Below are 23,455 nucleotides of genomic sequence, written 5' to 3'. Positions count from 1 at the left end.
GCAGCGCGACGCGGAAGGCAAGCGTGCGAATTCTCGATCTCGCCTACATTCTCGGGCTCGGCCTCGGGCTCGGCCTTGCTTCGGCGCATTGGGCGGTTTCGGCGCGGCCGGTCATCGGCCGGGTCGAGGCGGGACCCTGGCAGGCCTGGCCCGCCAGCGGCGGCGCCAGCATCGACCCCTATATGCGCGCCTATCTCGCGCGGGGCGTTCGCCTGCCGCTGGGAGCCGGCGAAGGCGTCGAACTCATCGCTGAGCGGAGCGACGATGGCGAGCTGCTGGACGGCCGCTGCCGCTACGCCGTGACGGGCACCACACCGCCGACGCGTGGCTGGACCCTGACCGCGACCGGGGTCGACGGCGCGCCCTTCAAGCTGCCGCTGGAGCGCGTGGGATTTTCGGATGGCGACATCGTGCGCGGTGAGGATGGGCAGGTCGCGATGGCCCTGGCTTCAACGCCCCAGGCCGGCAATTGGCTGCCTTTGCCGTCCGCAGGCCGCTTCCAGCTGCGATTGCGGCTCTACGATACGCCGATATCGAGTCAGACCGGCGAGACGAGGGCAGCCAACCTGCCCCGTATCGGCCGGATCGACTGCCGGTGAGCGTCATGAGCGAAACGGAACGCGCCCCGGTGCGGCGTCGCGCACGCGGCCGGGGCGCCACATTGCGTGCCGGCGCGACGCGCCTGGCGATGACGACGCTCGCCGGGCTCGTGCTGGCCGGCATCGTCCATATCGTGACGGTACTGCTCATCCCAGTTTTGTCGCAGCGCGACGCGGCCCATGCCTATCGTCAGCTCGGAGCCGGCGGCCACGCCGATCTCGTGCCGGTCACGCAAGGCAGCGGCCTGCCGATGGTCCGCGAAGCCGATCCGGACGCGGTCACCGCCGTCTGCAGCTACGATTTGTCGAGCGGCCCGCTTCGGCTCGTCGCGCGCACGGGGACGCTACCGCTCGGTATCACCCTGCACCGGCGCACCGGCGGCGTGCTCTACGCCATCACCGATCGGGCGGCGATTCGCGGCGTGCTTGAATTCGTAGTGCTGACCGGGGCCCAATATGACGAGCGGGTCGCAAACGACGAGGAAGGCGACACCAGCCGCGAACTCCGGGTGGTGTCGGATAGCGAGCAGGGCCTGATCGTGGTGCGGGTTCTGGCCAAGCGTCCGTCGGATCGGCCCGATGCGGAGGCGCTCGCCACGGGCGTCCAATGCGGCGCGGCGAACTGAGGCCTCAGTCCTTGTAGACCGCCGGACGCTTCGCGCCCCCGTTTTGGCCTTGCGTGCCCTGCCCTCGCCCGCTCTCGCCGTAGAACACGTCGTTGAGCGGCATCTTGCAGAGCGGTCCGGCCTCCGCCTCCAGCGCCATGATGCTCCGCTCCGCGCGGATAGCATCGCGTGACGGCATCTCCACGACGAGGTTCGCAAGGGCGTAGCGATAGCTGCGGATGCGGAAGTCGATGCGCTCGCAGACCCAGAGGATCAGACCTTCGTTCTCGACGACCCTCGCAAGGGCCGGATCGCGCTTCTCCGGCGCCACTTCCGGCGAGGCCTCGGCCGTCCGCATCCGCACCCTGTCCATGCTCACGACACGCATGGCGTTGGCGCGGAACGGGCCGATCAGCAGCCGGTCGGCGTTGCTGTCCTCCGCCAAGCGGTTATAGCGCGAGGCCTGCGAGGCGAAAGAGCCGGAGGTCAGGGCACGGAAATAATCGGAGCTGTCGCCCGACTGCATCGGCACCGGCAAGATCCGGGTGTGGATGAGGTTCGAGATTTCGCTCTGGAAAACGCTGTGCGGGCTCGCCGGCATGATGAGGCGCCAGGCCCGGTCCCGCAGTTGGTCCTCGTCGTCCGTGAAGCGGAAATAGGAAGCCGCCTCGCCACGGGATGTCGCGGCCGCGAAGCCCGCTTCCGGCAGGACGATCTGCGACCAGATCGTCGGCCTCGGCCGGCCAAGGTCGCCATCGATCGCGTTGCAGGCGCTTAGCATCGCCGCGAGCAGCAGCGACGCCGCAAGATTGCGCGCGCGCAGACGCGGGCGCCGTGCCGGTTCGGCGCTACCGCGTGTCACGCGGGCAGCCTGGCCTTCCGGCGGTTGGCGGTTTTGGGTGCAGCGGCCCGTCGGGCGGGCCGGGAGACCGCGTCGCGCGGCTGCGGCTCGTCCGCCCGCTCGTAGCGAACGCCGGTGAAGAACAGGATGTCCGCCGTTCCGCCCGACAGAGGGCCGGTCGGAAGTCGCGGGCGCCGATGCGGCGCGAGAGGGATGACGTCAGCCATGTAGCGCCTCCTTGTCCAGCGCCTGAAGTCGCGGTGCCGAGAGCGAAGCGGTGCAAGGCAGCACCCACCCGCAGCTCTCGATCTCATCAGGCGCCGACATGGTTAACGTGGTCTTAAAACCTCGGGGATAAATCAGAGGGAACCGTCGCATTCGCTGATTATTCGAGCTTCGCATGACAACGCCCGCCGCCAAGGAACTCGCCGATCTCGCCCGGCTCGCCCGGGAAGGCGGGCTGGATCTCAGCCAGGTCTCGCTGCGCGTCACCGCCGACCTGCTGCTCGCCGCGCCACGGCCCAGGCCGGAAGATCTCGCGGCCTTCGCGGACATGGCGCTCGCCGTGATGCCGACGGTGGACGAGGCGACTGCGCTGATCCTGGCCCGCAAGCTCGCCGGCTGGCGCCACGCCCCGCCCGCCGTCCTCGCAGCGCTCAAGCAACGCGGGGGCGAGGTGCTCGCGGCGCTGCTGGGTCATGGCCTGCCGGTCGACGCAGCCGAAATCGAGCATCTCGCGCAGAGCGGCGCGCCCGATATCCTCGTCGCGCTCGCCAGCCGCAAAGACCTGACCGCCGCCGCCAGCGTCATGCTGGTCGAACATGATATCGCGGTTGTCGATCTCGCTTTGATCGGCAACGCCGAAGCGCCGCTCCCGCGTGCGGCGTCCGATCTTCTGATCGCACGCGCCCGCCGTCGCCCGTCCTATCAGGCCGGGCTACTGGCGCGCACGGATCTCTCCAATCTCGAACTGGCCCCGCTATTCTTGCGTGCTGCACCCGAGCGGCGCCTCGCCATCCTCGATTCGATCGGCGCTTACGAAGCCCTGCATCCGGCGGAGCGGGCGACCGCGCTCACCGCCGGCAGCTTCGCCGACTGGCTGACGCTGGCGAGCGACGACCCGTCCTCGGCCTTTGCCTCCCTGTCGGCCGCGCTCGGCGGGGGGCCGAGCCTGGCCAAGACCATGCTGGAAGATCACAGCCGCGAGCTGGCCGCGCTCGCCCTGATCGGCGCGGACGTGCGGGTGGAGGAGGCGACGCGCTTCCTGATCCGTCTCGGTGACGAGGCCGCGCATTCGGTCGAGCGCATTTTCGCGCTTGTCGCGCTGATGCGGGCGATCCGCCCCGCCATCGCCAGGCGGCTCGCGCTGCTGATCGCGGGCGAGGCCCCGGCTCAGCCCCAGCGTCGCGGCCAGCACCAGCCCGCGATGGACCCCAGCGGCGCGGCCCACCGAACCGGCGCTGTCAGCCCCGAGAGCCAGCCCGCCATGTCGGAGGTGCTCTCCAGGATCGGGCCACGCCGCGAGCGCAGCTGAACCTGTGCGACGCGCTATTCGGAGGCGAGATCCAGGCGCGGATCGCCGGCCCGGTTCTCGATCTCGACAAGCCAGAGATCGCTGTCGAAGCGCAGTTCGCGCTCGACCCTGTCCTCGACCTCGAGCGGGTCGGAATCGAGCAGCATCTGGAAGCGGCGCAGTCCGTCATCGGCCGCCAGCGTCTGCGGCGCGGGGCCATAGAGCGCCGCAGTACGATCGAGCCGATCGAGCTTGACGAAGATCGCCCCGGCTTCGGCCGCCCCCCGGCGGCGCAAAACCGCGACGAGTCCGTCCACAGCCGCCTGCCTGAGCCAGGCCGAAACCCAGAATTCGCTGGTGAGGCGCGCCATGCGCGGCCGCCTCTCAGTTCGTCGCGCCGGGACGTTTGGAACGGGCTCCGACCTCGGCGGGCGGACGCAGATCGCCACCATTGAGCAGATCCGCGATCGGGTCCCGCGCCGCCGCGGGGCGCTGTGCGGCCGGCGCCGCAGCCGGGGCAGGTGCACGCGCCACAGCCGCGACGGCGGCCGGCGGACGCGGCGCCGCGTCGCGCTGCGTCTGGGAGAGGTTGCTCGGGCGTGTCGGCGGCAAGGCCGGCAGGCTCGGCTGAGCCTCAAGCGACGCTGCAGGCGCTTCGACGGCAGCAGCGGGCGTGTCGGTGCGGCGCATGGGAGCAGCGGCGCGGGAAGGCTCGGCCGCCGGCGCATACGTCACCATCGGATGGGGGTGACGCGCCTTCTGGAACATCAACGCGTTGGTGACGATCGCGACTGACGCGATGCCGAATCCGAGGAAAATCAGCGCGCGGCCGGGGCGTTGCGCGGCCGAGCGCAGCACGCGCGCGATCCACGGCGTCGACGGGCGCCGCGCCGCCTGTTGCGGGCGCCGGACCGGGGCGGAAAGGGAAGCGCCGGTGCGGGCGCGGGCAGCCATGGTTGCGGACATTGGTTCGGCTCGTCTTCAGGCGGTCAAACGGAAAGGTTGCTTGGTGTCGAGAGCCCGGCGCGGGGCGCGGGCAAAGGTGACGATCCGGGTGGGCTGCTCGGACACGCCGGCAGGCTGCACAAGAGGCAGACGCACGCAGACGCGTGTGCCGGCGCCGATCGCGCTTTCGATCGAGAGCTGGCCGCCATGCAATCCGACCAGCCCGCGCACGACCGAGAGGCCAAGCCCCGTGCCCTCATGCGAGCGATCATAGGCGCTCTTGGCCTGGAAGAAGGGGTCGCCCAGACGGGGCAGATCGGCAGGCGAAATGCCGATGCCGGTATCGGAGACCGATAGATCGATGGCAGCGCCGTCCCGCACGACAGCCAGGACGACACGGCCTCCCGGGGGAGTGAACTTGATGGCATTGGACAGTAGATTGAGCACGACCTGCTTGAGGGCGCGACGGTCCCCCTGGATCAGCGGCAAGCCGGGTCCGACGATCTTCTCTAGCATCACCGCGCTGCTCTGGGCGCGAAGCGCCATCAACGCGCAGCAATCCTTGGCCATGGCCGAGAGATCCAACGGCTCGGGTTCGATCGTCATGGCGCCGCTCTCGATCTTCGAGATATCGAGCAGCGTGTTGACGACATCGAGCAGGTGATGGCCCGAGGCGTGGATGATGCCGGCATATTCGGCGCGCCGGTCCGCATCGAGCCGGCCGGCCTCCTCGCCGCTCAGCATTTCCGAGAAACCTATGATGGCGTTGAGCGGCGTGCGCAGTTCGTGGCTCACGGTCGCAAGAAACCGGTTCTTGACGTCGTTGGCCTTGATCGCTTCGGCGTGGCCGCGCTCACGCTCAGCCTCTCCGATGCGTCGGGCGGTGACGTCGCGCATCACGCAGACGACCGTCGGGCCATGCCGGGAAGCCATGTCCTCGATGCGATAGGCCTGCATTTCCAGCCACAAAGAGACCGGGTGGCGCGCGCGCCCCTCCTCGCCAGCCGGGACAAACAGGGTGCGGAAGCAGGTGGTGACGCCGCCCTCGTTATGGGCCGCGTCGCTCAGCGCCTTGAGGAACACCGGGCGGTCGGCAATGTGGACGCGTTCGAACAAACCCCTGCCGAGCAGCTCGGATGGTTCGGCCCCCGCCAGCGTGCGTGCCGCCGCATTGGCGAAGACGACGGCACCGCTGACATCATGCCATGTCACCAGCTCGCCGAGATGATCAAGCAGCACGCGGGTGCGCTCGTCCGCGGGGCTGGGCTCACCCGCCTCGCCTTGGCGCCGCAAGACGAGCGCGACGGCGATCAAGGCTTGGACGACACCCGCGACGATCACCAACGGCATGGCCTCGCGGCCGAGACCCACGACAGGCAAGAGCCCGGCCTGATCCCCGACGACGACAGCCAGCAGGGCCACAAGGGCTGCGATGCCGGCGCGCCAGACGAATTTGCGCGAGCCGTAGCCGGCCGCTTCGATCGGGACGATGGCCAGTCCCGCCAGAAGCGGCGACGCCGCACCGCCCGTGGCGAGCGCCACCGCCGCGACGACGAGCGACAGAGCTGCGGCCGAGATCAGGTGGGCGATATCGAGCCTCGCGGTTCGAGACAGCAGGAAGACCGCGAGCAGAGGCAGGCTGGCCGCGACGATCAGCGCGATATCGAAGACTCCGGGCGTGCCGCGCCAGGCCAGATAGGCGGGCGTGAGCGCGAGTGCCCCACCGCCGACGAGAAGCCGCGACAGGATGAAGCGCTGGTGGCGCAGCCTTTCGCGGACATCGCCGCGCACCGATGCATGCACCAGTGCCGCCGCCTGTGTCCTGAGTTCAGTGAGAGCCATTACCAACGCAACGCCTGACTTCTACGGGCCGGACGCCCGCTTGCAGGCATTTCGCCAGCGGGGGTTTAAGCCGGGCTTAAAGGCGATGGCGACCCGGCCCTCGATTCAAACCCGATACGGAGGATTTAAGTCTGATTTTCCAGATGTTTGCGCTGATCTCATGGCGTCTCGAAGCGCCGTTAAGGATGTTCGCGGCAGGGTGAACGGAAGCCTAAGACGACCGGCGGCATTCGTCGCAAATTTGAGCGTCCGAAATCACGCGATTTTTCCGGGTCTCACGTCAAGGTCGCGGTCGCGGCCGGGCTCGGCTGCTGCTGGAGTCGACCCATGGCCCGTTTGCTGCGCAAGCTTGCGATCATCGGATTCATCGCGATGAATTCACCCCTGCTCGCGGGAAAACCGGACGGGGCCGACGAACCCGCCGCGATCGACACGATCGTCGCAGCGATGCAGCCGCCACTGCGCGCCGCCGCAGGTCATCTGAGCGCCTCGCGCGAGGCCGCGCAGATTCTCGCGGGGCTGGATCCGGAGATGCGCGAGCGCGTTCTCGGCGCCGCGACAAATGCAGCGGCACGACCCGCCCATCGCTGAAAAGCCCGGCCTGCGCTTGACGCCGGCTTGCGCGCTGCGGAAAGACAGCACGGCGCCGGCCCCTGCACCGCGCCGACAAGGCGGACCATGACCACGCAACTCGACGAGATCGTCGCGAATTTCGACCTGCTCGACGAGTGGGACGATCGCTACCGCTATCTGATCGAACTCGGCAAGGGTCTCGAACCCCTGCCCGAGGAAGCCCATAGCGAGGTCAACAAGGTGCGTGGCTGTGCCAGCCAGGTCTGGCTCGACATGCATGCCGAAGGTGGGCCGGGCCCGCAGACGAAGCTGCATTTCCGCGGCGACAGCGACGCGCATATCGTGCGCGGGCTAGTGGCTCTGGCCCTGGCGATCTTCTCCAACCGATCGGCTTCCGACATTCTGACCACCGATGCCTTCGCGATCTACGAGAAGCTCGGGCTCGCCGCGCATCTGACGCCGCAACGCTCCAACGGGGTGCGCGCGATGATCGACCGCATCAAGGCGGACGCCCGCGCCACCGCGGGCTGAACCGACCAGCCGGGGACCATCTAGGCTTTCGGCATGATGACCGGGCGGGCACCATGCTCGCGCCATGAGGACATGGCCGGCGCCCTCGCCTTGCGGTCGAGGCCATAATGGCTCGCCAGTGCGGCCAGCGCGACGCGCAGCACCACCTTGGCGGAACGGGCAGGCCAGCCGCGCTCGCGCTCGACGAGATCGAGCCCCTTCAGAAAACCGCAGACATCGATGGCGAGGCCCGAGAGCTCTGGACCGAGCTTGTCGCAGGCCTGACGGACGCGCTGGCGGGCGGCGATGGCTGAATCCGACGCGCCGCCGTGATCGCGCGGCCCGGCGCCCTTCTCCTGCGGCGTCAAAGCGGCATCCCAGTTCATTGTCGTGCGCGGCAGCATCTGGGCACGTGTCAGATCCGCCCTGAAGCGTTCGCCGGCCGCGAATTCGTTCGCGCTGATCTGTGGCTGACCGTCCTTGCCGGGGCGCCGGTGCAGCCAGAGCAACGGGCTTTCCCGATCGTTATGGCTAGGCGCGGCGGCATCGGGCCGACGCGTCCGATCGGCTTCTGGGGGCGCTTGCGGAAGCAGGCGTGCTGCCTTGCCCTCCCCGCTCCAAGCCAGGAGCCCCCGGCCGATCAAGGCTTCGGCGGCCGAGGCGGCTACATAGCCGGCGCCCAGGCTCCCGCCGCCACTCTCGCGGTAGAGCGCGATGCGGCCGCACTCCAACGGCGACACCATAGCATAGCTGCCGGGCTCGGAGAGATGGCGCAGCATGCGCTGCTGGTCCCGTTCGGTCGCGTAGCCGCTCATCGGTGGTCCTCCATGGATCGATGGGTACTGGCCATCAGCGCGATGAGCCCGGCCTCCAGCGCGTCCAGCCCGAATTCGCGAGCCGGGTCGTCGCGGCTGTCCTCGACGATGGCGCAGGCGTGGCGCACCGTGGTGCGATCGCGCCCGAAGCAGATGCCGACGCGCGTCAGCGTCATGCCGAAGGCGACGTGGGTGAGATACATTGCCGTGCGGCGCGCTTCGGCGACGGCGAGCCTGCCGCGCCGCGACGCACGCAGCCGCCGTGTCGGCACATGCCTCAGCACAGCGACAGCGGCTTCCGCGAGACGCGCCGAGGCCGCCTCCTGCAATCTCCTGTCAAACTCCGGCACCGCTATGTTCATGATACGTTCCATTGAAGTGCCCAGTTCGATCTTCGGCCGGCGGCTGGTGAAATAGGCTTATATTCCTATTAACGTTTTGACAAGCGATTTTTGGCAGCGGTCCCGGCAAACCACCCGAACAGATGCGCAAACGAAAAAAGCCGCCGGAAACCGGCGGCTTTTCAGCGATTTCGAGCTGCGAGCCCTTGCGGCTCGCGAGCGCTCAGCGACGCTTGCGGCGCTGCTGGCCCAGGCCCATCTTCTTCGCAAGCTGCGAGCGAGCCTCGGCATAGTTCGGAGCGACCATCGGATAGTCGGGCGGCAAGCCCCACTTCTCGCGATATTGCTCCGGCGACATGTTGTATTGCGTGCGCAGATGGCGCTTCAGCGACTTGAACTTCTTGCCGTCTTCCAAGCAGATCAGGTAATCGGCCGTGATCGACTTCTTGACCGGGATCGCAGGCTTGGGCGCCTCGATGGGGGCAATTGGCGCAGCGCCACCGACAACCCGACTGAGCGCGGAATGAATCTCAGCGATCAACGCCGGCAATTCGGCAGCCGGAACTGAATTATTGGAGACGTAAGCGGACACGATATCCGCAGTCAATTCGATGAAATCCGACCCTTCGGCATCGGCCATTGCAGATATCCCCTCGTCGCTATCGCCAGCCGTCTTGCCGGCCGCCATTTCCTTTTAGCCATCCGCTCGACGATCCTTGCCGGCGGCGTATAAGCAACACGACGGCAGAATCATCCGAATGATCAGGCTAAAACTGCTGTAATCGATACTTTACACTGGCGCAAGAGAACTTCCAGTATCAATGATTTTTCATTTGCCCACTATTTCACCTCGCAACTTTGAGGCGATTTCCTTGTTTTTAAAGATCAGAATCGAGCACCCTTTGCTAGACTTGCCAGGAGGTTGACCGGGCCCTACCTCTCTCGCGCGCCCTTCGCCGGAGAGATGTCATGCCTGCAAACCAGACTACCGGCACCCAGCCAAAGACGTCTCGGATGAAGGGCCGGTCGATGCCGCCCGTCGCAGCGATCAAGACTGTGGAAACCACGGTTCACGGCATCCAGCTCAGCGATGACTATGGCTGGCTGCGGGCCGACAACTGGAAAGACGTCCTGCGCGATCCGGACGTGCTCCCGGCCGAGATCCGACACCATCTCGAAGCGGAGAACAGCTATTGCGGCACTCAGATGGCTTCGACGAAAGCGTTGCAGCGCGAGCTCGTCAAGGAGATGCGCGGTCGGATCAAAGAAGATGATTCCAGCGTACCGCAGCCGGACGGCGCCTATCTGTACTATTCGCGCTACCGCAAAGGCGGAGAACATCCGTTGATCTGCCGGCGTCTGCAGCGCTCGCAAAGCCGCACCGGCAAAGCCCGCGAACAGATCATGCTCGACGCCGACGCACTCGCCGACGGCAAGGATTTCTTCGATCTCGGTGATGTCGCCCACAGTCGCGACCACATGCTGCTCGGCTGGAGCGCCGACGAGGCGGGCTCCGAACTCTACACGATCCGCGTGCGCGACCTGACGAGCGGAAGCGATCTCGCCGACATCGTCACCGACACGACGGGCGACATCGTCTGGGCAAACGATTCGCGTTCGTTCTTTTATGTCGCGGTCGATGCCGACCATCGGCCCTCGCAGGTCAAGCGTCATCGGCTCGGCACGCCTGCCGCGAGCGATGCGGTGCTGCACGACGAGGCCGATGCCGGGATGTTCGTCGATATCGACGAGACCCAGTCCGGGCGCTTCCTGCTGATCTCGATCGACGATCATGAGACCTCGGAAATCAGGCTCGTCGATCTCGACGACCCCGATGCGGGTCCCCGTATCGTCGCGGCGCGCCAGCCCGGCCGGCAATACGAGGTCGAGCATCATGGCGAGGACCTGCTGATCCTGACCAATGCCGGCGATGCCGAAGATTTCAAGATCGTCACCACACCGATGGCGACCCCGGAGTCGGAGCAGTGGCGCGATCTCGTGCCGCACAAGCCCGGCCGGCTCATCCTCGATCACCTTTGCCTGAAGGGTCGGCTGATCCGGCTGGAGCGCGAAGACGGGTTGCCGCGCATCGTCATCCGCGAGCTGGCGGACGGAGCCGAGCGCAGCATCGCCTTCGAGGAAGAGGCCTATGGGCTGGGCATCGATGCCGGCTATGAGTTCGACACCGATACGCTGCGCTTCATCTATGCCTCGCTGGCGCGCCCCGCCGAGACCTACGACTATGACCTGGCCACCGCTGAGCGGACGTTGCTGAAGCGGCAGGAGGTGCCGTCGGGCCATGATCCGGAAGCCTACAAGGTGAGGCGTATCTTCGCGACGGCCAAGGACGGGGAGCAGGTCCCGGTCTCGATCCTGCACCGGGCCGACCTGCCGCTCGACGGGAGCGCGCCCTGCCTGCTTTACGGCTATGGCTCCTACGGCTCGGCGATGTCGGCTTCGTTCCGCACGCGCTTGCTCAGCCTCGTCGATCGCGGCTTCGTCTACGCGATCGCGCATGTGCGCGGCGGCACCGAAAAGGGCAGGCGTTGGTATCTCGACGGCAAGCGCGAGAAGAAGCGCAACACCTTCACCGATTTCATCGCTGCCGCGGAAGCGCTCTCGAACGCTGGCTTCACCGCGCGAGGCAAGATCATCGCGGAAGGAGGCAGCGCCGGCGGCATGCTGATGGGCGCCGTCGCCAACATGGCACCGGAGCTTTTCGCCGGCATCGTCGCCGAAGTACCCTTCGTCGACGTGCTCAACACGATCCTCGACGACACCCTGCCGCTGACACCGCCGGAATGGCCTGAATGGGGCGATCCGATCCGCGATCGCCAGGCTTTCGAGACGATCCGAAGCTATTCGCCCTACGACAACGTCTCCGCGCAGAGCTATCCCCCGATCCTCGCAATGGCCGGCCTGACGGACCCGCGCGTGACCTATTGGGAACCTGCCAAGTGGGTCGCGCGCTTACGCGCCACGATGACGGGCGGAGGGCCGGTGTTGCTTCACACCAACATGGACGCCGGACATGGCGGCTCGGCCGGCCGGTTCGATTCTTTGAAGGAAACCGCGCTGGCCTATGCCTTCGCCATCAAGGCGACTGGCGAAGGCTGGCCTGCGACCGGCGACTGATCAGACCCCGAGCCGGCTCTTCTCGCTGACGAGATAGACCTTGAGTTCGTCCATCGAGGCGAAGCTGTACTCGCCATCGGGGGTGCGGGCGCGGATCGACCCGTCGGCGAAAATGGTGAAATGGGCGTCGCCGACCTGATAGGCGCCGACGATCCCCTCATTGGAGCTGGCGGGTTCTTCCGGCGCGTCGGCAACCGGTTCCTGCTGGACTTCGGCGGGCTCCTGCTCCGGCTCCTCGAATACAGCCGCGTGCTCGGGCTGCTGCGGGATCGCCTCGCGCGCGCCCTGGTCGATATGCTGTTCGTAGAATGTCGGGGTGGCAGCACGAGGCGGCCAGGACGGCTGGGTTTCGGTTGGAACCGGTTCGATCACCGGCTCCTCCGGCCCAAACGAGGGCTCGCGACGGCCGGATATCGGCGACAGCCAGTCTTCGCGGATCGCGAATGGCTCAGAGGCGCTATCTTCGGCCGGCTCGCCGGCATGCGAGACGCCGCCGAGCTGGCTCGTCAGGCTGTCGCGCAATGCGCTGAACTCATCGACCTCGGCTTCGGGCTGCGGCTGGCGACGCTCGGTCCCGAGCAGCGTCTCCAGCTCCGGTTCCGGCTCGGGTGACAGCGCCACGGCTGCATCCCATTCATCCGCAATCGTATCGTCGTCGGCCGGCCAAGACGGAACCGATGTCGGCTCAACGTCGAGGACGTAGCCCCGCGCCGATTCGTCGGCGACGCGGACATCGTCATAGGAGAAGCCGGTTGCGACCGGCTTCTCCTCGGCGAAGTCGCTCTTCGCCAGCGCCTCGTCCTGGCTCAGCGGCTGCACCATGGCCGCGACGATTTCGACCGGCTCGGCGCTTTCGGTCGCGTCGGCATTTTCGGTCGGATCCTGGGCCTCGGTACCGGACTCGAACAGGTCCGCAACCGGTTTTTCGACCCCGGGTTCATGCTGCGCGGGAGGCTCGTCCTCCGAAGAGGGCTCGGCCGACAGGCGCTCCGCGACGAGCGAACCGAACAGGTCCCGCTCGGCGGTTTCCGGCGTCTTTTCCGGATCGTCCGATCGCGACGCCGCCATGGTGACGGCGCCGGCTCCCAAGGCTGCGGCACCGGCACCGAGCCCCAGACCAAGGCTCGGATGTCCGACCGCGGCGACAGGGGGCGGAATGACGGCGACCGGCTCGGCCAAGGGAATTGCGCCGTCGGGACGGCCGTATTCCGCTGCCTGGGCGAACTCGCGGCGCATCACCTTCAGCTCACGCAGCACCCAGGCCAGGGACAGCATGATGAGGCCTGCGCTTGCCGCCACGGCGCCGATGATGACCTGGGTAAAGCCGCGCTCGAGCACGAGATAGGGCCAGCCCTCGTAGATCGCGAACAGGCCGCCACCGAAGAGCCCGAGGCCCAGAACCGTGAAAATCGCTATCAACTCGGCACCCTCGGCATGTCCCGTCATCCGCCTCGCACGCGGCAGGGCACGCTCCATCTTCTAACGTATTGAATAAGAGACAGTTTCCATTTCAGCAGCTCAGGGCGGGAAATCTGGCCTCAATGCGGCGGGCTGTCGAGAGGATATTAGCTTTCGCCGTCTCGGCGGTTGTCGAGCCGGCCGCTTGCGCTTAACTATCGAACTGAACGGCAGGGCCTCACCGCCCCGTCTTCGCGACACAGCCATTCAAAACTCTAAGCATTTCATAGCCCTAGGAGCGGCACCATGTCCTTTACGCTTCCCGATCTCCCTTATGCTCACGATGCTCTCCAGCCCTTCATGTCGAAGGAGACGCTCGAGTACCATCACGACAAGCACCACCTTGCCTATGTCAACAACGGCAACAACGCGATCAAGGGCACGGAATTCGAGGGCAAGTCGCTCGAGGAGATCGTGAAGGGGTCCTACGGCAAGAACCCGGCGGTCTTCAACAATGCCGGCCAGCACTACAACCACCTGCATTTCTGGAAGTGGATGAAGCCGAATGGCGGCGGCTCCATCCCGGGCGAGCTGGAAAAGGCGATCGTCGAGTCTTTCGGCTCGGTCGACAAGTTCAAGGAAGATTTCGTCGCGGCCGGCGTCGGCCAGTTTGGTTCGGGCTGGGCCTGGCTCGAGGTCAAGGGCGGCAAGATCGCCATCAGCAAGACCCCGAACGGCGAGAACCCGCTTGTGCACGGCGCCACGCCGATCCTCGGCGTCGACGTCTGGGAGCACTCCTACTACATCGACTACCGCAATCGCCGTCCCGATTACCTCAAGGCCTTCCTCGACAGCCTGGTGAACTGGGACTACGTCGCGGAGCTTTATAACGGCGCCAAGGCCTAAGCCTGACGGCTCTATCGCTTAAGACCGGAACGGGGCCCCAGAGGCCCCGTTTTTCTTGGGGATTGGATGGTTCAGGCTGCGACGCTGCGCAGGAACTGGTCCACGGTCGAGTCGAGGCGGTGCGCCTGGGTCGCGACTTCGCCGGCCGCGCTGCGCACCTGTTCGGCCGAGCGCCCGGTTTCCTCGACGCTGTCGGCCAGCACGCTGAGATCGCTCGACACCGACAGCGCGGACGAGCTTGCCATCGCAACGCCGCTGGCGATTTCGCCGGTGGCGATCGCCTGTTGCTCGATCGAGGTCGCGACGGAGTTGGCAAAGGTCTCGATCGCATTCATGCGTTCGGCGATGTTGTGGATCGCACCGACGACCTGGCCGGTCGCGCCCTGAATGGCTGCGACCTGGGCGACGATCCTGTCGGTCGCGTCCGCCGTCTGGGACGCGAGCGACTTCACCTCGGCTGCGACGACCGCAAAGCCGCGCCCGGCCTCGCCGGCGCGCGCCGCCTCGATCGTGGCGTTCAAAGCCAGCAGATTGGTCTGGGCGGCGATGTCGCGGATCAGATTGACGACCTCGCCGATGGCGCGGGCGGTCTCGTCGAGTTCCTGCACGGAGCCTGCGGTGTCGCGCGAGGCGGAGGCCGCCTCGACGATCTCGGTGCGGACGCGTCGCACCTGGAACTCGACCTCGCGGATAGCGGCGCCCATCTCTTCTGCGGCCTGGGCCGCGCTCTCGACGTTGCCGCTGGCGCCATGGGCGTTGTCGGCGGCGCGCGCTGCTCGCTGTGAGGCTTCGGCGGCGACGCGGGCCAACCCGTCCGAGGCTTCGCGCATGCGCTCGGCATTGCTCTTGAAGGTCTCCAGCGCCAGGCCGACCTCGTTGCGAAACAGGGTGATCGCGCCATCGACGCCCTGTTGGCGCGCGAGACGCTCGGTCTCGGTGACGTGCTGGCGTTCCTCGAGCGCCGCGCGCTCCGCAAGACGGATCTTCAGCACGCCCAGCGCACGCGCAATCGCACCGATCTCGTCGCCGCGATTCAGTGCATCGAGCTGCGTGTTGAGGTCTCCGTCGGAAATGCGCACGATCGCGTTGGTCATGCCGCGCAACGGCCTCATCGTCCGCGAAAGCGAGAACCAGAGCAACGGCCCGAGCACGATCAGAATCGCGAAGCCCAGCCCGACGATCACGAACTGCTCCCAGGCTGCGCGCGCAATCAGCCGGGTCTTGTCGAACCGCACTGCGACATAGCCGATCTGCCTGGTCGCGACGCGCACCGCGACGAGCCTGGTCAGGTAGACGTCGTCCTCAACATCGGCCGAGCCGCGCGCCGCCATCGCAGCCCATGGGTCCTGGCCGAGGACCTTCGTCAGCCATCGCCCCGTCAGCGACAGGCGAGCCTCCTCGCTGCGGCCGGACGAGGCGAGTGACGTCATGTCGTCGCCGACAATCGCGGCGTCGAAATCAGGATCGCGCCGCAAGGATTCGAGGATGGAGCCCAAAGTGATGCTGTCACGAGCCAGAATTAGCGTCGGAGCGGCATTGGCGACCATCAGCGCCAGCGCCGTCGCCTTCTGGTCAAGGTCCTGACGCGTGCGGCTATCATTGTAGCGAGAGACGGCGAAGACGACGATGATGATCGCGATGGCGACGATCGTGACCGCAGCGGCGGCGATCTGCCGGCTGAGCGACGTCGTCCTCGCAATAGCGGGCTGCGCCCCGCCCGCCTGGGCCGCCGAAACCGGCTGCTTGAACCAATTCATCGCCCGGACAATCCCCATAGGCGCGCTCCGTCGCCATGACGGTACGCCCTTCCCCGTCGGATAGTCTGGTACGGGAGTAAATAAATCGCTTGCGGTGCAAAACCTCTCGCACTCTATGCGAGCAGGTCTTAGCCGAGGGGGTCTTAGTCGAGCGGGTTTTGGCCGAGCGGGTCTTGGGCGAGCAAATCCTTGAAACGACGTAGCGGCAACTCCGCAGGCGCTCGGAATGCGGCGATGGCGGCGTGTTCGACGGGCCGCGTTGCGATGACGGGATCGAGCGTGGCGAGCTCGTCGTCGATGAAGCCGGGATGGCACATCACGAGATGCGCCGGCCCCGGCCGGATGATGAAACGATCGAGATCGGCCGCGAAGTCACGCTGCGGATCGAATGGCGCAACGCCTGAAAAGCCGCGATTGACGCGGATTTCTCGACGCAGAGCGGCGCTGCGAAAACCTGTCGCGAGCCCGGCGATCACCATCGCCTTGCCCACCGCGACGCCGCGCGCCTGAATTGCGGCGAGGCGATCCGCGGGGTCGCGGACATAGATCTGGCCTGCCCGATAGCGCCGCGCCAGCAGGTCCAGCACTGCATAACGAACGCCGGGCAGAGCATGGACATGCTGATGACCGTCGACGAAATCGGGGGGCCGCCCCAGCACATCTTCGAAAGCGTCGAGCTGGCGAGAAAGCTCGGTCGATATTTCCTCGCGTACGGTCGCGGACATTATCGCTGCCCGCACGACAGGGCCGAGTGCCGGAAATTCGCCTCCGGGCGCAAGTCGCGGCATCGCGCCGAGCGGAGCGGCGCAGGTGAGGTTGAAATGCAGGCCGAGATCGGCCCGATCGGCGAAGGGCGCGAGTTCGCCCGCCAGCCCGCGCCAATGCGGCCGGTTCGTCATCGCGCCCGTCGCGCTCAGTTTGCCCAGGCCGAGCAGCGTAAGGATCGATCGACTGACGCCCTCCGTGAGCGCGAAATCGTCGGCGCAAAGGACAAACCCGCTTGCCATCGCCTCGACGCTCCCATGTAGTCATCCGCTCAGCCGAACCGCGCTATACCGCATCGGGCTTGTCGCTGCGCAAGCTTTCGGTTTTGAGTGCGTCCCGCACCCGCCTTCCCGGCGCGGTCTCGAAAGGTCTTTCGTGTCGGACACCACGTCCCCCGCGCCCCCGCGCGCGCCGCGCGCTTCTCGCTGGCCGGAGCTGTCCGTCGTCGTGCCCGTGCACAACGAGGCGGCCAACATCGGTCCGCTGATCGAGCGGCTGAAGGCCGTGCTGACCAGCGCAGTCTCTTCCTGGGAGATCGTTTTCGTCGATGACGGCAGCCGCGACCAGACGCTCTCCGTCATCCGGGAGATGAACAAGGCTGATCCGCGCATCAGCGCCGTCTCGTTCAGCCGCAATTTCGGCAAGGAGATCGCGATCGCCGCCGGGCTGGACCATGCCTTCGGCGACGCGGTCGTCATCATGGATGCCGACCTCCAGCACCCGCCGGAAGTGATCCCCGCCTTCATCGAAAAATGGCGCGAGGGCTATCTCAACATCTACGCCCAACGCACCGACCGGGCCGGCGAAACCGCGCTCAAGCGTAATTTCGCCAAGGCGTTCTACCGGATTTTCGGCCGCTTCGGCGAAACCGAGCTGCCGGAGGGCGCGGGCGATTTCCGCCTGCTCGACCGCAAGGCGGTCGATGCGTTGCGGGCCTTGCCGGAGCGGGCGCGCTTCTCCAAGGGGCTCTACGCCTGGGTGGGTTTTCGCTCGACCGGCGTGCCGTTCGAGGTTGCGGAGCGCGTGCATGGCGAATCGAAGTTCCGCTATGGCCGGCTGTTCTCCTTCGCTTTCGACGGGCTATCGTCTTTTTCCACGATCCCGCTCAAGGTCGCGACCTGGAGCGGCGCCGTCATCGCTTTCGTCGCGACGCTGACGGCGCTCTACTTTCTGATCCGCACCATGTTCTACGGCACGGATCTGCCGGGCTTCCCGTCGCTGATCGTCTCGATCATGTTCTTCTCCGGCATCCAGCTCGTTTCGCTGGGCATGATCGGCGAATATGTCGGGCGCATCTTCGCCGAGGTGAAGCGTCGGCCGCTTTATCTCATCGGCGAACGCGTCGGCTTCGAGGCCCGTACCGTCGACCATCCGCGCGGCGACGCCCTGCCGCCGGTCATCCGGTAAGCCTCCATGCTCAGAAACATCCTGTCGGTCGGCGGCTATACGCTGCTTTCGCGCCTGACCGGCTTCGCACGCGACATCATGCTGGCGGCCGTACTCGGCGCTGGCGCGACGATGGACGCATTTTCCGTCGCGCTGCGCCTGCCCAACCATTTCCGCGCGATCTTCGGCGAAGGCGCTTTCAACCAGGCCTATGTGCCGGCCTATGCGCACATTGCCGAAAAGGACGGCCCGCAGCCGGCCCGCCTGTTCGCCGACCGGCTCTTCACCGTGCTCTTCCTCGTCCAGATCGTGCTGCTGGCGCTGGCGTTGCCGTTGATGCCCTGGCTGGTGAAGCTGCTGGCGCCGGGCCTGACCGAGGACCCGGCGGTCTATGGGCTGGCGGTCTCGCTGACGCGCATCACCTTTCCCTATCTGCTGTTCGTCACCATGGTGACCTTTCTGGGCGCGACACTGAATGCGGTCGACCGTTTCGCGGCGTTCGCGGCGGCGCCGATCCTGCTCAATGTCGGAATGATGGCGGCGCTCTCGGTCTCGTTCCTGTTTCCGAGCGCAGCTTACGCCGCCGCCTGGGGTGTCTCAGTCTCGGGGCTGGCGCAATGGCTGCTTTTGTATGTGGCGGCGCGGCGGGCACGCGTGTCGAGCAGTCTCGTCCGCCCACGTCGGGATGCCGGCGTGCGCCGCTTCCTGAAGGCTTTCGGGCCGGCCGTGATCGGTTCGGCCGGCGTGCAGATCGCCATCTTCGCTGATACGATCATCGCCTCGCTGCTGCCGCGCGGCGCCTATTCGGCACTGTACTACGCTGAGCGACTTTATCAGCTGCCGATCGGGCTGATTGGCATCGCGGTCGGCACGGTCGCGCTCTCCGCGATGAGCCGGTCGATCGCGCGGGGGGACGAAGCTGCCGCCAATCGCGCGCAGAACCGCGCCATCGCGATCGCTTTCGTAGCAAGCGCGCCCTTCGTCGCCGCCTTCCTGGCCGTTCCTGATCTCATCGTGGCGGGGCTGTTCCAGCGCGGCGCCTTCGATGCACCGGCGAGCGCGGCATCCGGGACCGTGCTCTTCGCCTACGCGCTGGGCCTGCCGGCGATCGTGATGATGCGTTCGCAAATCTCGGCCTTCCAGGCGCGCGGCGATACCACGACGCCGATGCTGGTGTCGCTCGGTGCCATCGCCTGCAACCTCGCGCTCAAGCTGCTGCTCTGGCGCGACTGGGGCGCGCCGGGGCTGGCGCTGGCGACGGCGGCGGGGGCCTGGATCAACCTGACGACGCTGTTCGTACTCGGGCTGAAGAAGGGCTGGACCACGCCGGATCGGCGCCTGCCGGGGTATTTCGCGATCGTGGGATTCGCTGCAGCCGTGGCGGGTCTGTTCGCGTGGTGGTTTGCGCCGCTGGCGCTTCAGTTCACGACAAGATCACCCTTCCAGCCGCTTTTGATAGGCGTTCTGCTGCTGTCGGGGCTGGCGGCGGCGATTTACGCCGTGCTGGCAGGAGTAGGTCTCAAGGTGACCGGATTGCTGCGGCTGTTGCGATGACCCCGTCATTCTCGGGCTTGACCCGAGAATCTCAGGACAGCGGGTCTACAGCGCCTCACGCGGCATAAGATGCTCGGGTCAAGCCCGAGCATGACGGCGGGCTCGGCTAAACGATAAACCGCCCTGCCCTGCCCAGCAGCGCCGCCGCCTCCTGCACCATCCGCTCGACGATGTCGCCGGCCGAGGGGATGTCCGCAATAAGCCCCGCCGCCTCGCCGAAGATCGCTGCGGCCTTGGCAATATCGCCTGCCACGAAAGCTTCGCGATAGGCTGGTGCCTCGGTCTCGATTGCGGCGGTCAGGTCCCGGTCGCGACCGGCCCACTTTTCCGTGAACGCGTTGGCGGCAACGCGGATGTCGAAGGGTTTCGGCCAGTCGAGCCGGCGCGCGATGTCGGGCAGCGAAGAGCGCACGGTCTGGTCGCCGGTCGCAGCGATGGCCGCCGCATGATGGCGCTCGTGCACCAGCGCCTCGCGGCTGGCCCAGAAGCGTGTGCCGACCAACACGCCATCGGCGCCGAGCATCAGCGCGGCAGCAAGGCCGCGCCCATCGGCAATGCCGCCAGCGGCGAGCAATAACGTCTCGGGGCTTTCGCGGGCCAACAAATCCGCGACCTCGGGAACGAAAGGAAACGTCCCCCGTCGATGGCCATGGCCGCCGGCCTCGGCGCCCTGCGCGACGATGATCGCGGCGCCCGCCTCCAGGCCCTGCCGAACGTGGTTGAGCGATTGGCACTGGCAGATCAGCGGCACGCCGGCTGTCGCGATCTCGGCTGCAAAGGGGCGCGGATCGCCGAAAGACAGCATCAGCGCCGCAGGCTCATGCGCCAGCGCCCGCGTCAGCAAGTCCGGCTGCCTGGCCATCGACCAAGTGATGAAGCCACAGCCGACCTGGCTGTTGCCGGCAGCAATGAATTGCGGCTCGAGCCAGGCGGCGTCGCCATATCCACCGCCGATGAGCCCGAGGCCCCCCGCACGCGTCACGGCGGCAGCGAGCGCCCCGCCGCCCGCCAGCGCCATCGGCGCCGACAGGATGGGGTGAGCGAGACCAAGTCGATGCGTCAGCCGCGTGGCGAGCTTGGCCAAGGCGGCTCAGGCGGCCTTGGGCTTCGAATGCGCGAAATCCATGTAGAGTTCGCGGGCCTTGCGGAACATCGGGCCGGGCTGGAGCGTGCGGTCGTCGATGCGGATGACCGGCATGCATTTCGAGTAGTTGCCGGAGATGAAGATCTCGTCGGCCGTCTCAAAATCATCATAGCGCAGGCTGCATTCCTCGACGAGAACGCCGCTGTCGCGCAGCAGGCCGATGACGCGCTGGCGCGTGATGCCGTTCAGGAAGGTCCCGTTCGGCACCGGCGTCTTCACCACGCCGTCCTTGGCGAGGAAGACGTTCGAGGTCGCGGTCTCCGCGACATGGCCGAGCATGTCGAGCACCAATGCGTTGTCGAAGCCGGCGGCCTTGGCCGCCTTCAGCACGCGGGCATTGTTGGGATAGAGGCAGCCGGCCTTGGCGTCGGTCGGAGCGGTCTCGAAGGTTGGGCGGCGGAAGATGCCCTTCGTCACCGAGAAGCCGTTGCTCGGTTGCGGCATCGGCGCCTCGAACAGGCAGAGCGCGAACTGCGTCGAGCCGGGGTCGGGCATGATGGTCGAGGGGCCGTCAGCCTCGGCCCAGTACATCGGCTTGACGTAGAGCGCCGTGCCCGGCGCGAACTTCTTCACGCCCTCGAAGGCCTTTCCTATGATGAACTCCTCGGTCACCGTGGCTTCGAGCCCGAGCGCAATCGCCGAGCGGTTCACCCGCGCCGCATGCCGCTCGATATCCGGCGCGACGCCATCGAAATAGCGCCCGCCGTCGAACACCGAGGAGGCCTGCCAGAGCGCGTGGCTGCGCGGGCCGACGAGGCCGGGATTGCCCTCGTGCCAGGCTCCATCGAACCAGGTCCAGGTTTGGGAATACCATGCCATCGAGAGGCTCCGTTTTAGTCAGTTCTTCTGACCTGCACCGTCCTCCCATGGGTCATTCCCGTCAACACGCGACGGTGCATGGCGTGATGACGGGATGTGATGGGAGCGATCGGAAGCAGTGATCTGTCCCGCGGTCGCCTGTCGTCCTGGCGTGGAAGGGTGCCGCAATCCGCGCCCGATCGCTAAAAGCCGAACGCTCTCAGCGCCGAGATCACGGACATGCCTGTCACGAGGGCAACAAGTTCGCTGCGGCTCAGGATCATGCTAACGATCGCGGCCAGCAGCGCAATGCCCGCTGCAAGGCCAAGCCGCTCGATCAGCGGCAGCACGGTGGCCGCGACGATGGAGCCAGGCAGGGCAGCAAGGCCACGCCGGACATGCGGCGTCAACGGGATGATGCTCATCAAGGCCACGCCGGCGATCCGGCAGAGATAGGTCGCGAGTGCCATCGCGGCGATCGCGATATAGGCGCCCCAAGGGCCGGGATCAGGCAGCGTCATCGCGGAACGCTCCCGTCAGAGCCCCGGCCACCGAGCCGGTGATGATGAAGACATAGCCGTCCACGAACTTCGCCGTCAGCAGCGCCACCAGTCCGGCGACGACCCACGGCACGGCAGCACGACGCCCGCGCCACATCGGCACGATCATCGCCGCAAAGAAGATCGGCATGACGAGATCGATGCCGTATCGGCGCGGATCGGAAACCAGAGCGCCCAGCAGATGGCCGGGGATGGTGGCCGCGACCCAGACCACCCAGAGCGCGAGGCCGGCGCCAACCAATACGCCAAGATCGCGTCCGCCTTCGTCGTGGTAGCGGGTGCCGATGAGCCAATTGGCATCGGTGTAGAAGAACAGGTGGAAGGCGTTGAGCCGCTTTGGATATTGCGCGAACCAGGGCTGAAGCGCCGCACCCTGCAGGATCATGCGGGCATTGACGGTCGCCGTTACGACGGTCAGCCCCGCGATAGCGCCCCAGGTCCATTCCGGCCGCCACAGCTCCATCGCGACAAGCTGCGAGACGCCGCCATAGACCAGCCCGCTCATCAGAAGGGTCTCGAGCAGAGTCATGCCCTTGGCGGCGGCGGCCGCGCCGAAGGCGACGGCAAAAACCACGATGCCCGGCAGCAGCACGGAGACCTTGCGGATACCGAGCCGCATGCCGTCGCGGCTGACCGACGCGGGCGCGGGCCTGGAATGTTCTGGAGCGTGCGGCATCATTTCTCCTGAAACCGATGCGCAATTCCGTCAACACGTCCCAGCACTGCCGGCGCATGAGCCGCGCGCAGAGCGAGCGTCTTCGTCTGGGCTCTGCCGCCGCACCCTCTGCCGATCGACTGCGCTGCATTGACGGTTCATTCCGGCGCCCAAGCGCGCTAGCATCGGACGGATGCAGTGGTCCGATCACCCTGAGCAGATCGCGCCCGGCCTTCCCGCCATCTGGCTCGTGCGGACGATGGCCTCGCCTCAAAACCTCACCGAGCGTTCCACATTGCGGCGGGGGACTGCCCGTCAGGTGATCGCGCGGCAATTGGGACAGCCGGAGCGGGAGATCGAGATCGCCCATCTCTCCACCGGGCGCCCGGTGTTGGCGGGACAGATACGGCCGGGCCTGCATCTTTCGCTGGCGACACGAGCCGGCGTCGTCGCCGTCGCCTTGGCGGAGGCGCCGATCGGGGTCGATATCGAGCTGATCGCAACCGGGAATGATCTCGCGCTCGCGGTCCTGCATCCGCTGGAGCGGCAGGCGGTAGAGGCGATGGAGCCGGCCAGACAGCCCCAAGGCTTTGCGCTGATCTGGTCGGCCAAGGAGGCCTATGTGAAGGCGCTCGGCACGGGTTTCAACCGCGCGCCAGAGAGCTTTGCGGTCAGGCTGCTGCCGGGCGATCGATTCGCGGTCGAGGATCCCGTGCGCCATACGGAGGCGCGCGGCCAGACCCTCCTGATCGAAAACCGCGGCCGGATCGCGCTGGCCACTGCCGCGATCGTTCTGGACTGAGCGCTCGGCCT

25 protein-coding genes are annotated in these 23,455 nt (G+C 66.7%); 10 read left to right on the top strand and 15 right to left on the bottom strand.

All coding sequences use genetic code 11. The features are described from left to right. Nucleotides 1-23: 23 nt before the first annotated feature. Nucleotides 24-599 carry a DUF1214 domain-containing protein gene (locus AC1DR6_RS08560; protein ID WP_476828769.1) on the top strand — a complete coding sequence of 192 codons (576 nt, stop codon included), beginning with the start codon at nucleotides 24-26 and terminating at the stop codon, nucleotides 597-599. A 5-nt stretch (nucleotides 600-604) separates the two neighbouring features. After that, nucleotides 605-1,225 carry a DUF1254 domain-containing protein gene (locus tag AC1DR6_RS08555; protein ID WP_476828768.1) on the top strand — a complete coding sequence of 207 codons (621 nt, stop codon included), beginning with the start codon at nucleotides 605-607 and terminating at the stop codon, nucleotides 1,223-1,225. A gap of 4 nt (nucleotides 1,226-1,229) precedes the next feature. Here AC1DR6_RS08555 and AC1DR6_RS08550 read toward each other — a convergent pair whose 3' ends face one another. Together AC1DR6_RS08550 and AC1DR6_RS08545 are read right to left on the bottom strand one after the other, a co-directional pair. Further along, entirely contained in the window at nucleotides 1,230-2,066 is an 837-nt protein-coding gene (locus AC1DR6_RS08550) for a hypothetical protein (RefSeq protein WP_476828767.1), read from the bottom strand. Further along, complete coding sequence (locus AC1DR6_RS08545; RefSeq protein WP_476828766.1) at nucleotides 2,063-2,272, bottom strand: hypothetical protein; 210 nt, start codon at nucleotides 2,270-2,272, stop codon at nucleotides 2,063-2,065. The genes AC1DR6_RS08550 and AC1DR6_RS08545 overlap by 4 nt, the downstream gene beginning before the upstream one ends. 173 nt (nucleotides 2,273-2,445) lie before the next feature. Here AC1DR6_RS08545 and AC1DR6_RS08540 point away from each other — a divergent pair, with 173 nt between their 5' ends. Beyond that, nucleotides 2,446-3,579 carry a DUF2336 domain-containing protein gene (locus AC1DR6_RS08540; RefSeq protein ID WP_476828765.1) on the top strand — a complete coding sequence of 378 codons (1,134 nt, stop codon included), beginning with the start codon at nucleotides 2,446-2,448 and terminating at the stop codon, nucleotides 3,577-3,579. A gap of 14 nt (nucleotides 3,580-3,593) precedes the next feature. Here AC1DR6_RS08540 and AC1DR6_RS08535 read toward each other — a convergent pair whose 3' ends face one another. From AC1DR6_RS08535 to AC1DR6_RS08525, 3 genes are read right to left on the bottom strand one after another with little or no spacing between them, the layout of a single operon-like run. Next, entirely contained in the window at nucleotides 3,594-3,929 is a 336-nt protein-coding gene (locus AC1DR6_RS08535) for a DUF1491 family protein (RefSeq protein ID WP_476828764.1), read from the bottom strand. Nucleotides 3,930-3,942: 13 nt separating this feature from the next. After that, nucleotides 3,943-4,524, bottom strand: a complete 582-nt coding sequence (locus AC1DR6_RS08530) for a hypothetical protein (RefSeq protein WP_476828763.1) — start codon at nucleotides 4,522-4,524, stop codon at nucleotides 3,943-3,945. A 15-nt stretch (nucleotides 4,525-4,539) separates the two neighbouring features. Beyond that, nucleotides 4,540-6,345, bottom strand: a complete 1,806-nt coding sequence (locus AC1DR6_RS08525; RefSeq protein WP_476828762.1) for a sensor histidine kinase — start codon at nucleotides 6,343-6,345, stop codon at nucleotides 4,540-4,542. Between the two features lie 327 nt (nucleotides 6,346-6,672). On the opposite strand from AC1DR6_RS08525, the gene AC1DR6_RS08520 reads away from it, so the two are divergent. Together AC1DR6_RS08520 and AC1DR6_RS08515 are read left to right on the top strand one after the other, a co-directional pair. Beyond that, nucleotides 6,673-6,936, top strand: coding sequence for a hypothetical protein (locus AC1DR6_RS08520; protein WP_476828761.1), 264 nt, complete (start codon nucleotides 6,673-6,675; stop codon nucleotides 6,934-6,936). 87 nt (nucleotides 6,937-7,023) lie between these two features. Further along, nucleotides 7,024-7,449 carry a SufE family protein gene (locus AC1DR6_RS08515; RefSeq protein WP_476828760.1) on the top strand — a complete coding sequence of 142 codons (426 nt, stop codon included), beginning with the start codon at nucleotides 7,024-7,026 and terminating at the stop codon, nucleotides 7,447-7,449. A gap of 20 nt (nucleotides 7,450-7,469) precedes the next feature. On the opposite strand, the gene AC1DR6_RS08510 is transcribed toward AC1DR6_RS08515, so the two are convergent. From AC1DR6_RS08510 to AC1DR6_RS08500, 3 genes are all read right to left on the bottom strand, one after another. Beyond that, entirely contained in the window at nucleotides 7,470-8,243 is a 774-nt protein-coding gene (locus tag AC1DR6_RS08510) for a DUF6456 domain-containing protein (RefSeq protein ID WP_476828759.1), read from the bottom strand. After that, entirely contained in the window at nucleotides 8,240-8,605 is a 366-nt protein-coding gene (locus AC1DR6_RS08505; RefSeq protein ID WP_476828758.1) for a helix-turn-helix domain-containing protein, read from the bottom strand. The genes AC1DR6_RS08510 and AC1DR6_RS08505 overlap by 4 nt, the downstream gene beginning before the upstream one ends. A 202-nt stretch (nucleotides 8,606-8,807) precedes the next feature. Beyond that, nucleotides 8,808-9,224 carry a Ros/MucR family transcriptional regulator gene (locus tag AC1DR6_RS08500; protein WP_476828757.1) on the bottom strand — a complete coding sequence of 139 codons (417 nt, stop codon included), beginning with the start codon at nucleotides 9,222-9,224 and terminating at the stop codon, nucleotides 8,808-8,810. A gap of 329 nt (nucleotides 9,225-9,553) precedes the next feature. On the opposite strand from AC1DR6_RS08500, the gene AC1DR6_RS08495 reads away from it, so the two are divergent. After that, nucleotides 9,554-11,719 (top strand): S9 family peptidase, encoded by a 2,166-nt coding sequence (locus AC1DR6_RS08495; protein WP_476828756.1) that lies wholly within the window; start codon nucleotides 9,554-9,556, stop codon nucleotides 11,717-11,719. Here the strand turns inward: AC1DR6_RS08495 and AC1DR6_RS08490 are convergent, their stop codons facing one another. Beyond that, nucleotides 11,720-13,165: a hypothetical protein gene (locus tag AC1DR6_RS08490; RefSeq protein WP_476828755.1), complete on the bottom strand. Its 1,446-nt coding sequence runs from the start codon at nucleotides 13,163-13,165 to the stop codon at nucleotides 11,720-11,722. Nucleotides 13,166-13,423: 258 nt separating this feature from the next. Here AC1DR6_RS08490 and AC1DR6_RS08485 point away from each other — a divergent pair, with 258 nt between their 5' ends. Then, a complete protein-coding gene (locus tag AC1DR6_RS08485; protein ID WP_476828754.1) occupies nucleotides 13,424-14,023 on the top strand; it encodes a superoxide dismutase in 600 nt (199 codons plus the stop codon). A gap of 71 nt (nucleotides 14,024-14,094) precedes the next feature. Here AC1DR6_RS08485 and AC1DR6_RS08480 read toward each other — a convergent pair whose 3' ends face one another. Both AC1DR6_RS08480 and AC1DR6_RS08475 read right to left on the bottom strand, forming a co-directional pair. Next, on the bottom strand, nucleotides 14,095-15,780 hold the full coding sequence (locus AC1DR6_RS08480; RefSeq protein ID WP_476828753.1) for a methyl-accepting chemotaxis protein: 1,686 nt from the start codon (nucleotides 15,778-15,780) through the stop codon (nucleotides 14,095-14,097). Nucleotides 15,781-15,923: 143 nt separating this feature from the next. Beyond that, a complete protein-coding gene (locus AC1DR6_RS08475; protein ID WP_476828752.1) occupies nucleotides 15,924-16,787 on the bottom strand; it encodes a ChbG/HpnK family deacetylase in 864 nt (287 codons plus the stop codon). Nucleotides 16,788-16,920: 133 nt separating this feature from the next. Here AC1DR6_RS08475 and AC1DR6_RS08470 point away from each other — a divergent pair, with 133 nt between their 5' ends. Next, nucleotides 16,921-17,952: a glycosyltransferase family 2 protein gene (locus AC1DR6_RS08470; protein WP_476828751.1), complete on the top strand. Its 1,032-nt coding sequence runs from the start codon at nucleotides 16,921-16,923 to the stop codon at nucleotides 17,950-17,952. Between the two features lie 6 nt (nucleotides 17,953-17,958). Next, nucleotides 17,959-19,485 carry a murein biosynthesis integral membrane protein MurJ gene (murJ, locus tag AC1DR6_RS08465; protein WP_476828750.1) on the top strand — a complete coding sequence of 509 codons (1,527 nt, stop codon included), beginning with the start codon at nucleotides 17,959-17,961 and terminating at the stop codon, nucleotides 19,483-19,485. Between the two features lie 106 nt (nucleotides 19,486-19,591). On the opposite strand, the gene AC1DR6_RS08460 is transcribed toward murJ, so the two are convergent. The 4 genes from AC1DR6_RS08460 to AC1DR6_RS08445 all read right to left on the bottom strand — a co-directional run bounded on the left by AC1DR6_RS08460 (nucleotide 19,592) and on the right by AC1DR6_RS08445 (nucleotide 22,663). Continuing rightward, nucleotides 19,592-20,569 carry an NAD(P)H-dependent flavin oxidoreductase gene (locus AC1DR6_RS08460; RefSeq protein WP_476828749.1) on the bottom strand — a complete coding sequence of 326 codons (978 nt, stop codon included), beginning with the start codon at nucleotides 20,567-20,569 and terminating at the stop codon, nucleotides 19,592-19,594. A gap of 6 nt (nucleotides 20,570-20,575) precedes the next feature. Beyond that, nucleotides 20,576-21,448: a branched-chain amino acid aminotransferase gene (locus AC1DR6_RS08455; protein WP_476828748.1), complete on the bottom strand. Its 873-nt coding sequence runs from the start codon at nucleotides 21,446-21,448 to the stop codon at nucleotides 20,576-20,578. 182 nt (nucleotides 21,449-21,630) lie between these two features. Further along, on the bottom strand, nucleotides 21,631-21,948 hold the full coding sequence (locus AC1DR6_RS08450; protein WP_476828747.1) for an AzlD family protein: 318 nt from the start codon (nucleotides 21,946-21,948) through the stop codon (nucleotides 21,631-21,633). Next, nucleotides 21,935-22,663 carry an AzlC family ABC transporter permease gene (locus AC1DR6_RS08445; RefSeq protein WP_476828746.1) on the bottom strand — a complete coding sequence of 243 codons (729 nt, stop codon included), beginning with the start codon at nucleotides 22,661-22,663 and terminating at the stop codon, nucleotides 21,935-21,937. The genes AC1DR6_RS08450 and AC1DR6_RS08445 overlap by 14 nt, the downstream gene beginning before the upstream one ends. A gap of 172 nt (nucleotides 22,664-22,835) precedes the next feature. Between AC1DR6_RS08445 and AC1DR6_RS08440 the strand changes: the two genes are divergently transcribed. Next, nucleotides 22,836-23,444 carry a 4'-phosphopantetheinyl transferase family protein gene (locus AC1DR6_RS08440; protein ID WP_476828745.1) on the top strand — a complete coding sequence of 203 codons (609 nt, stop codon included), beginning with the start codon at nucleotides 22,836-22,838 and terminating at the stop codon, nucleotides 23,442-23,444. Nucleotides 23,445-23,455: the final 11 nt, after the last annotated feature.

It is taken from the genome of Allobosea sp. P5_A5, from assembly GCF_056400625.1.
Note: the sequence above shows the minus strand (reverse complement) of the source record. Positions and strands in the feature narration are given on the sequence as shown.

Bases quoted from the DNA above. Each gene is read 5' to 3' on its own strand.
- AC1DR6_RS08555 (WP_476828768.1), top strand. From the start codon at position 605: ATGAGCGAAACGGAACGCGCCCCGGTGCGGCGTCGCGCACGCGGCCGG.
- AC1DR6_RS08545 (WP_476828766.1), bottom strand. From the start codon at position 2,272: ATGGCTGACGTCATCCCTCTCGCGCCGCATCGGCGCCCGCGACTTCCG.
- AC1DR6_RS08540 (WP_476828765.1), top strand. From the start codon at position 2,446: ATGACAACGCCCGCCGCCAAGGAACTCGCCGATCTCGCCCGGCTCGCC.
- AC1DR6_RS08535 (WP_476828764.1), bottom strand. From the start codon at position 3,929: ATGGCGCGCCTCACCAGCGAATTCTGGGTTTCGGCCTGGCTCAGGCAG.
- AC1DR6_RS08530 (WP_476828763.1), bottom strand. From the start codon at position 4,524: ATGTCCGCAACCATGGCTGCCCGCGCCCGCACCGGCGCTTCCCTTTCC.
- AC1DR6_RS08525 (WP_476828762.1), bottom strand. From the start codon at position 6,345: ATGGCTCTCACTGAACTCAGGACACAGGCGGCGGCACTGGTGCATGCA.
- AC1DR6_RS08520 (WP_476828761.1), top strand. From the start codon at position 6,673: ATGGCCCGTTTGCTGCGCAAGCTTGCGATCATCGGATTCATCGCGATG.
- AC1DR6_RS08515 (WP_476828760.1), top strand. From the start codon at position 7,024: ATGACCACGCAACTCGACGAGATCGTCGCGAATTTCGACCTGCTCGAC.
- AC1DR6_RS08510 (WP_476828759.1), bottom strand. From the start codon at position 8,243: ATGAGCGGCTACGCGACCGAACGGGACCAGCAGCGCATGCTGCGCCAT.
- AC1DR6_RS08505 (WP_476828758.1), bottom strand. From the start codon at position 8,605: ATGAACATAGCGGTGCCGGAGTTTGACAGGAGATTGCAGGAGGCGGCC.
- AC1DR6_RS08500 (WP_476828757.1), bottom strand. From the start codon at position 9,224: ATGGCCGATGCCGAAGGGTCGGATTTCATCGAATTGACTGCGGATATC.
- AC1DR6_RS08495 (WP_476828756.1), top strand. From the start codon at position 9,554: ATGCCTGCAAACCAGACTACCGGCACCCAGCCAAAGACGTCTCGGATG.
- AC1DR6_RS08490 (WP_476828755.1), bottom strand. From the start codon at position 13,165: ATGACGGGACATGCCGAGGGTGCCGAGTTGATAGCGATTTTCACGGTT.
- AC1DR6_RS08485 (WP_476828754.1), top strand. From the start codon at position 13,424: ATGTCCTTTACGCTTCCCGATCTCCCTTATGCTCACGATGCTCTCCAG.
- AC1DR6_RS08480 (WP_476828753.1), bottom strand. From the start codon at position 15,780: ATGAATTGGTTCAAGCAGCCGGTTTCGGCGGCCCAGGCGGGCGGGGCG.
- AC1DR6_RS08475 (WP_476828752.1), bottom strand. From the start codon at position 16,787: ATGGCAAGCGGGTTTGTCCTTTGCGCCGACGATTTCGCGCTCACGGAG.
- murJ (WP_476828750.1), top strand. From the start codon at position 17,959: ATGCTCAGAAACATCCTGTCGGTCGGCGGCTATACGCTGCTTTCGCGC.
- AC1DR6_RS08455 (WP_476828748.1), bottom strand. From the start codon at position 21,448: ATGGCATGGTATTCCCAAACCTGGACCTGGTTCGATGGAGCCTGGCAC.
- AC1DR6_RS08450 (WP_476828747.1), bottom strand. From the start codon at position 21,948: ATGACGCTGCCTGATCCCGGCCCTTGGGGCGCCTATATCGCGATCGCC.
- AC1DR6_RS08445 (WP_476828746.1), bottom strand. From the start codon at position 22,663: ATGCCGCACGCTCCAGAACATTCCAGGCCCGCGCCCGCGTCGGTCAGC.
- AC1DR6_RS08440 (WP_476828745.1), top strand. From the start codon at position 22,836: ATGCAGTGGTCCGATCACCCTGAGCAGATCGCGCCCGGCCTTCCCGCC.